Genomic DNA, 6,000 nt, shown 5'->3' with positions numbered 1-6,000 from the left:
GCCAGGTAGTTCACCCCGCCGGTCGTCACCGCTGGGCCGCCCACGTTCAGGGCGATCGCCTGCGGCGGCGGCGCGTCTGCGGTGGAGATCTTCAGGTGGTCCCAGCTCGCGGAGATCGGGCCCGACGAGCCGAAGGAGGTGGAGATCACCCCCACCGCCAGCTCGCTCTGCTGGCCCTTCCAGACGAGGTCGCCCTGGATGGCGTCGAGAAGGGCGCCGGTGACGACCTTAGCCGCCTGTGAGCCTGCGCCGATCTGCGCGCCCCCGGCGTCGTGCAGGGTCCAGCGCGGCGTGATCGTCCCGCCGGACGCGGTCTTCGCCACGTCCATGTAGAGCATCGCGTAGGCCACGTTCTGCAGCGGCACGCCCAGCGCCGAGGTCACGCCGCTGGGCACGAAGCCCATCTCGGTCATGAACTCGATGCCCCCGGCGCCATTGTTCGAGTGCAGCACCAGCTTGGCGTAATCGTCCTGGTTGCCGGCGCCGATCTGCAGGCCGGCCTGGCGGTAGTTCTGCACCGGCACGCCGCCGGCGAAGGGATTGAAGACCTTCGTCTCCACCGTGAAGTTCTGCACCCCCGAGGTGTCGACTCCGAACTGGTAGCCGTTCTTCTGGGTGTTCATGTCGCCGTTGGCGTCGCCGGCGGTGGTCAGGACGGTAAGCTTGCCATCCGCGACGCTGCCGGACGTGCCGAGCTGGGTATGGCTCTCCTGGCCATTGCTCATCACCCCGGTGAAGCCCGCCTGGAACGGCGTCGTCCCGCTGTTGAAGTCGAGGGTGATCGAGCCCAGTTGGGCGAGGTTCTTGTTGGTCCCGTTCGTGGCGTCGAGCTGGAAGCGGTCGTAGCCGTTGATCAGCCCATCGCCATCGGTGTCCACGTCGGCGTCGGTGGCCACCCGCAGGCGGCTGATGTCGCTCACCAGGCTCTGGGCATCGCCCTGGGCGTCGATGACTGCGCCCGTCACGTGGAAGATGCCGCCGCCGAGCGCCCAGGTTCCCCCGTTGCTGAGGTCGAGCGTCAGGTTCGCCGCGCCCGTCGACCCCAGCGGCACGTCGAGGTAGCGCGTATTGGTCGCCCGGTGGGCCTCATAGATGTTGTCGGTGGGCTCGATCAGCTCGTCGATGCCGCGCACCACGACCAGCCGCACCACCCCGTTGGCCGGGCCCCCGGTGATCTGCACCTGGGCCGTGCTGTTCGCGAGCGTGCCCGTTCCGCCGCTCGCGCCGACGACGGTGACGGTGGGGGCGGCGAGCAGGTCGTCGTCGAGCAGGATCTCCGCTCCGCCCACCGAGCCGTCGGTGAACACCTCGCCCACCTTGGTGGTCCCGTCGGAGAAGGCCACGGTCACGGTGGAGCCGATCAGCTCCAGGCCGATCATCTTGCCCTGCGGCCCCGCCGCCGGATCGCTGGTCGTCACACGGCCCGGATCGATGTCGATGGAGAAGGCCAGCTTGTCATTGGGGTCGAAGCTGCCGGTGGTCACGGTCAGCAGCTGGCCGATTTCGCCCTGGTAGGGGTTCGTGACGGCCGAGGTGGCGGTGATGCCGCCGATGTTCTGGTCGACCGTGAAGGGCTTGCCGAGCTCGTTCCCGGACGACCCCGTGGGCGAGGGATCGAACACCAGTCCCGGGAAGATGGCGGTGGAGATGTCGAACTTGACGCTCGTGATCTGCACCCCGCCCGTGGACAGGTTCTGGACCACATAGCTCCCAGGCGTGAAGACGCTCTCGTTCAACGGAGCGTTGGGCGTGATGGCGATGAACGCGGCGTCGGCCATGATGCGACGAGACCCCCTAGATGACTGCCGCCACGCGGCCCGTGCTCCTCCGTCGTGAGGACGGGGCGTGGGGTCCGCGGCGAGCCTTAGGGGTCGCGCCGGGGGCTCAGGCGCGCTGCTTCATTTGATCTGGGGTCGGGGTTTTCCGGCCCACAGCGCGACAGAACGGATCATGTCCGCCAGGCGAGCGACTTCAGTCGGCCGACCAGCCTGGGGCCCGCGAGGAGCCGCAGGACGAGCGTGAGCGCCTCGCTCCCGCGGATCCCCGCAAACGCGCTTCGGGCGAAACCCCAGGCCTCGCCCCGCCGGTCATCCGCATAGGCGTGCACGGCGCACAGCCAGTAGGCCCGCCCGCGGGCGCGGCGCAGCTGGCTGGGGGTCAAGGCGAGGTGTTCTTCCATCCAGCCGACAGCCAGCCGGACCCGCTCGATCAGCAGCCGGTTGTTCCGCATGGTGCGTCCGTCGTGCTCGACCATGGTCACGGTCTCGGCGTCCACCAGCAGCAGCTTGTCCGACTGGGTGTTCTCCAGGAGGAACAGCCAATCCTCGGCCGCCGCGTAGCGACGATCCTCCTCGAATGGCCTCAGCTCCGGGTTGGCGCGACGGACGCAGATGTTGCAAGCCAGGAAATTGCCGCCCGCGAAGTCGTCCACGCCGTACCAGCCCCCGCGCATCCGCGTGACCGGGCTCGGCCGCCGGCGGCCCCCGACGCTATAGGCGTACTTGGTGGCGACGAAGTTCGGCGGATGGGGTTGCTCGGCGATGGCGCGCCGCAGGGTCTCGAGGTGATCGGGATGGAACTCGTCGTCGGAGTCGAGGAACACCACGTACGTGCCGGCCGCCTGCGAGAGGCCGTAGTTCCGGGCCGCGCCACGTTCGCGATTGGTGACCGGCAGATACCGCAGGCGCGGATCCGCGAAGCCGCCCACCACCGCGGCGGTGCCGTCGGTGCTGCCGTCGTCGATCACCAGGAGTTCCAGGTCGCCGAAGGTCTGGCCCAGGACCGACCGGATGGTCGGGCCGATCAGGTGCGCGCGGTTGTAGGTCGGCACCACGATGCTGAAGAAGGGCGCGGACGCCGCCATGGGGATCCTCCGCTCAGGCTGGGAGTCACCAGGGCCCGCCGAACAGGAGCCCCATCAGGCCGAAGCCCGGCTGGTACCCCTGCAGGAAGGACTTGGTCCCGGAGGTGTCCACCACCACGATGTCGCCGCCGTAGACGGTAGGGTCCTCCACCGTGCCGCGGCGGATGGCGCGCAGGTCGAACATGGCCATGCGGCGCGTCCCGCCGACCGTCCGGAAGACGGCGACGCGGCGCTCGTTGGCGAGGCGCGGGTCCGGGCCCTTCGCCAGCGCGATCACCTGCAGCAGGCTCGTCGGCCCGCTCAGGGTATAGGCGCCTGGCGAGGCCACCGCGCCGTCCACCGTGACCTTCCGGCCCTGCGCCTCGCTCACCCGGACGGTGACCTGGGGGTCCTTCATGAACCGGTCGCCCAGCGCGCGGGTCAGCTCCTGGGACACCTGCTGCGGGGTCTTGTTGGCCACCGGCTGGTCGCCGAGGAACGGCAGGGCGATGTTGCCGGCGTTGTCCACGGTGACGGACTTGCTGAGCTCCGGCACCTGCAGGACGGTGATCTCGAGGACGTCCTGCGGCAGGATCCGGTATTCCGGAGCGCCCTGCTCGCTCGCGGCCACCGCATCGGGCGGCGGCAGCTTGGCGGCGTCACGCGCGCCGGCGCCGGCGGCCCCGCCCGCGCCGAGCACGACGGCGAACGCGCAGACTGCAAGGGTTCGAGATTCACGCATCTTGCCACTCCCCACTGTTGCGCCGTGAAGAACCCGAAGAAGATCCTGCACGGCTCAGGTCTCCGCGTAGTAGCCGCGGTAGTCGCGGAAGTAGTAGTCGGCGTCGCCGTACCCGTACCGGACCTGCTGTTCCATGTTGACCCGGGTCAGGGTGACCCCGGCGATCCGCGCGCCCATGGACTCCAGGATCTTCAGCGCCGTCTGCACCGCCCGCCGCGGCGTCTTGTTCCAGTTGGCGGCGAAGATCACGGTGTCGGCCTTGGCCGCCAGGATGCGGGAGTCGGCCACCGGCAGGACCGGCGCGGTGTCCAGCACCACCAGGTCGTAGCGCTGCTTCAGCCTCGCCAGCAGGGCGTCCATGGCCTCGGAGCCGAACACGTCGTTGATGGCGTCCGTCTTGCCGGGCAGCAGCAGCAGGTCCGCGCCGCTCGCCTCGTCATGGACGATGGCGTCCTCGAGCTGGGCCTCCCCGCGCAGGACCTGCAGCAGGCCGGACCTGGGCTCCAGGCCCATGGCCGCCGTGAGCCCGGGCCGGCGCAGGTCGCAGTCGATCAGCAGCACCCTCCAGCCTTGCAGGGCGGCGGTCCGGGCCAGGCAGATGGAGACGGTGCTCTTGCCTTCGCGGGGGAGCGCCGAGGTGACAGCCACGGTGCGCACCGGCTCGCCCTGAGGCAGGGCCAGGGCCGAGGCCTTCAGGTTCCGGAAGGCCTCGGGGAAGGCCGACAGCGGCCGGGCGACCACATAGTCCATCGGTCGGCCGCGCAACTGGTTGCGGACGCTGCCGCGGGCCCTGGCGACCACCGAGGAGAGCTCCGGAATGGCGCCGAGGTAGGGGTGCCCCAGCATCTGCTCCACGTCGTCGCTGGTGCGCAGCCCCACCCGCATGTACTCCGCCATGGCCACGGCCAGGCCGCCCAGGCCCACGCCGGCGATGAGGCCAAGCGCGAGGTTGAGCTTCTTGTTCGGCGAGGCGGGCTTCAGCGGCGGCACCGCCTCGGAGGCGATGCGGGCGTCGGCCTGGGCGAGGCCGCGCTGCGAGCTCGTCTCCTTGAAGCGGTTCAGATAGCTCGCATAGAGGACGCGAGACGCCTCGGCGTTCCGCTCCAGCTCGTTCAGCCGAACCATGGCGCGGGTGTTCGAGGTGAGCTGCCCCTTGGCGCCGCCGAGGTTGCTGGCGATCGCCGCCGCGCGCTGCTGCGACACGTTCAGACGGGCCTGGAGGTTGGTGATGGTCCGCTGGATCTCCGCCTGGATTTCGGCGTCGATGTCGCGCAGCTGGCTCTTCGCCTTGTCCAGCTCGGGGTAGCCGTCGCGGAAGCTCACCTCGAGCTCGGCCACCTTGCGACTGACTTCCGCCCGCTGCTTCCGGAGATCCTGCACCACGGGCGAGGCCAGGGCCTCGCCCACGTCGTCGCCGCGCGACCCCCGGGCAAGCTGCGCGCGCGCCGTCTGGAGACGGGCGGCGTCCTCGGCCACCTGCACGCGGGCGGCCGCCAGGCTCTCCTGGTGGGTGGAGATCTCCTGCTCGGTCAGGCTGGCGCCTGAGGCGCTCAGCAGATTGTTCTGGATCTTGTACTGCTGGACCGCCGCCTCGTCGCTCAGCACCTGGGCCTGCAGCTGGGTCATGCGGCCCTGGAGCCACTTGGTGGCCTGCTCATTGGCGCCGAACTTCGCCTCCAGCTGGCCCACGATGTAGAGGTCGGCGAAGGCGTTGGCGATGCGCGCCGCCTTCTGCGGGTCCTTCGAAGTGAAGGTGACGTCGATCACGTAGGTGAGCGCCGCCCGGCGAACCCCCAGCCGCTTGGACACGGCGGCGGCGGTGGCGATCCGCTCGGCTTCCGTGAAGCGGCGGCTGGCGTCGTAGGTCCCGTCCTTCTTGAGGCGGCGGTTGAACTCGGGATCCCGCTCGAGGCCGAGGACATCCACCACGCGGCGCGCGAGCCGCGGCGAGCGCAGGATCTCGACCTCGGTGTCCACCACATACGATGCGGCGCTGGAGTCCGTCGGAAGGTCGGAGAGCACCGCCTTCTCGTTCGAGACGCGCTCCTCCCGCGGATCCAGGAGAACGTTCGCAGTGGCGACGTACTTCGGCTCCTGCAGCAGGGTGACGATCACCGCCACTGCCACCACCAGGACGACCACACCCAGGAACAGCTTCAGGTGCCGGAGAGCCGCGGCGATCCACTGCCGGGGGTCGAGCGCCTTGGAGGTCTGGGGCTCAGGTCTGCGGGCCGCTGCGAAGGGGGCGATCGGAGCTCCCCGGTAGGGCACAGGCGCCGAAGCGTTCATCTTGCCGCCTTCTCTGTCTTGCTACTGCGCGGTCGCCATGGCGACCCGACTGCCCGCGTGGGTTCGGTCAGCGGGTCCATCTGCCGGCCATCAGTCGGGTCAGGCCATGTCATTTGACCGATGCAGA

The 6,000-nt window shown here is 69.7% G+C and carries 4 protein-coding genes; all 4 read right to left on the bottom strand.

Annotation, left to right across the window (positions count from 1 at the left end; all coding sequences use genetic code 11):
* The coding region (locus ACE3Q8_RS17725; protein ID WP_374471622.1) for a hypothetical protein at nucleotides 1-1,778 on the bottom strand (1,778 nt) is incomplete at its 3' end.
* Between the two features lie 170 nt (nucleotides 1,779-1,948).
* Entirely contained in the window at nucleotides 1,949-2,863 is a 915-nt protein-coding gene (locus tag ACE3Q8_RS17720; protein WP_374471621.1) for a glycosyltransferase family 2 protein, read from the bottom strand.
* A 25-nt stretch (nucleotides 2,864-2,888) separates the two neighbouring features.
* Nucleotides 2,889-3,584 (bottom strand): polysaccharide biosynthesis/export family protein, encoded by a 696-nt coding sequence (locus tag ACE3Q8_RS17715; protein ID WP_374471620.1) that lies wholly within the window; start codon nucleotides 3,582-3,584, stop codon nucleotides 2,889-2,891.
* Nucleotides 3,585-3,638: 54 nt separating this feature from the next.
* Nucleotides 3,639-5,873 (bottom strand): GumC family protein, encoded by a 2,235-nt coding sequence (locus ACE3Q8_RS17710; protein ID WP_374471619.1) that lies wholly within the window; start codon nucleotides 5,871-5,873, stop codon nucleotides 3,639-3,641.
* Nucleotides 5,874-6,000: the final 127 nt, after the last annotated feature.

The sequence above is a fragment of the Phenylobacterium sp. genome (genome assembly GCF_041913825.1).
Taxonomy (GTDB): Bacteria; Pseudomonadota; Alphaproteobacteria; order Caulobacterales; family Caulobacteraceae; genus Phenylobacterium.
This window is presented reverse-complemented; position numbering and strand designations above follow the sequence as displayed.